This window comes from Streptomyces boluensis (assembly GCF_009908195.1).
GTDB classification, from domain to species: Bacteria; Actinomycetota; Actinomycetes; order Streptomycetales; family Streptomycetaceae; genus Streptomyces; species Streptomyces boluensis.
This window is the reverse complement of record NZ_JAAAHS010000694.1, coordinates 1-1,606: the sequence shown is the minus strand read 5'-3', so window position 1 is coordinate 1,606 and position 1,606 is coordinate 1. Positions and strand designations below refer to the sequence as shown.

The following is a 1,606-nucleotide window of genomic DNA, read 5'->3' as shown; positions in this document are numbered from 1 at the left end:
GGATAGGGGGCGGAACTTCCCCTTCGGGTGAGGGAGTTGTCCACAACCCGGCGGTTGTCCACAGGGCTCGGCGGGATCGGTGCGGACCGTGGATCGTGAGGGGCGTTCCGGCGAATTCCCTCACGGCAGGCGGTGGTTGCCTTGTCCCCGCGCTCCTGCGCCCACGTCTCTCCTCAGCACTTCCCTTCGACTCCACCCCCGGTCCCTCCGTTGCGCGAGGTTCCGCCCTTCGCTCCGCTGCGGCTGCGCGGCGGCCGGGTGCGGGGTGCGCTGCGCCGCGGCCGTAACCGTCGCACCGTGGCCGCCGGCCTCGCGATGGCGGCCGCCGCGCTCGCGACGGCCGGCCCACACGGCTTCGCCTCCGCGGGCCGGGCGGAGGGCGACCACCGCGACTCCGCGCCGGGCGGCCGATCCCGGCCTGACCTGGAGCTCGTGCGCGCCCCTGTACGGATCGCGGACGCGGAGACGGTGCGGCTGCTGCGCCCCGGCGACCGGGTGGACGTCATCTCGGCGCCCGCTTCCGGCGCGGACGCCTCGCGGGTGGTGGCGGGTGCGCGGGTGTCCGATGTGACGGTGGGCGAGGGCCCTCCCGGTCAGGACGGTCCGGGTCAGGACGGGGCGCTGCTGGTGCTCTCCGTACCGCGCGCCGCAGCAGCCGAGTTGGCCGGTGCGAGCCTCAACTCCCGCCTGGCAGTGGTCGTATGTTGATCAGCACTGATGTCTTGTCAACTCACCTGATCGTGTCTGTGGATTGGACGCACCTCCTACGCGCCGGGCCTAATTGCACGGTCATTGGCACCTACGAGGAAGGGCTCCGTGGTGAGCGAGGAGAAGAAGCCGGGCGTTCTGGAGGGCTTCAAGACGTTCCTGCTGCGCGGGAACGTGATCGATCTGGCCGTCGCTGTGGTCATCGGCGCGGCGTTCACGAACATCGTGAACTCGGTCGTCAAGGGCGTGATCAACCCGCTGGTCGGCGCGTTCGGCACTCAGGACCTGGAGCAGTACACCTCCTGCCTGAAGGGCCCGTGCTCGTCCAAGGACGGGGAGGTCACCTCCGGCATCCTCATCATGTGGGGCACGGTCCTCAGCGCCGCCCTCAGCTTCGTGATCACCGCAGCGGTCGTCTACTTCCTGATGGTGCTGCCGATGTCGAAGTACCTGGCCAAGATGGAAGCGCGGCGGAAGGCCAAGGAGGGCGTCCAGGAGACGCTCGAGATCAGCGAGCTCGAGGTGCTCAAGGAGATCCGGGACGCGCTGCTCGCTCAGCACGGCGGTCCTGGCAGCGCCGGTGCCGTCGGTGGTTCCGGGGACAGCGGCGGTTCCGGGGACAGCGGTGGTCCTTCCGGCGGTCCGGTGGACACCAGCAAGTAGCGAACGCTCAGAGGTGGTGGGGCGGCTTCTCGTCGAGGAAGCGCGCCAAGTCGGCGGCGCTGTTGCCGCTGGGCCGCTCGCCCCACCCCTGGTCCGTATCGTCCGCGGACTGCTGGTCCAGTGGATCGTCGAAGTTCAGGGCTTGGGCCGGGGTGACCTTCGGCTCGGTCCGGGGCTTCGCGTCTCGCGGTCCGGGGGCGGGGGCGGCACTGCTCATGCCTCCAGGGTACGGGGC

3 protein-coding genes are annotated in these 1,606 nt (G+C 70.4%); 2 read left to right on the top strand and 1 reads right to left on the bottom strand.

Features of this window, described 5'->3' with window-relative positions; all coding sequences use genetic code 11:
* Positions 1–210 precede the first annotated feature (210 nt).
* Entirely contained in the window at positions 211–708 is a 498-nt protein-coding gene (locus GUY60_RS37510; RefSeq protein WP_161705969.1) for a hypothetical protein, read from the top strand.
* Between the two features lie 108 nt (positions 709–816).
* Positions 817–1,371, top strand: a complete 555-nt coding sequence (gene mscL, locus GUY60_RS37505; protein WP_312866576.1) for a large conductance mechanosensitive channel protein MscL — start codon at positions 817–819, stop codon at positions 1,369–1,371.
* 7 nt (positions 1,372–1,378) lie between these two features.
* On the opposite strand, the gene GUY60_RS37500 is transcribed toward mscL, so the two are convergent.
* Positions 1,379–1,588: a hypothetical protein gene (locus GUY60_RS37500; protein WP_161705968.1), complete on the bottom strand. Its 210-nt coding sequence runs from the start codon at positions 1,586–1,588 to the stop codon at positions 1,379–1,381.
* Between the last annotated feature and the right edge of the window lie 18 nt (positions 1,589–1,606).

Coding starts and splice junctions, on each gene's coding strand:
- GUY60_RS37500 (WP_161705968.1), bottom strand. CDS start 1,588: ATGAGCAGTGCCGCCCCCGCCCCCGGACCGCGAGACGCGAAGCCCCGG.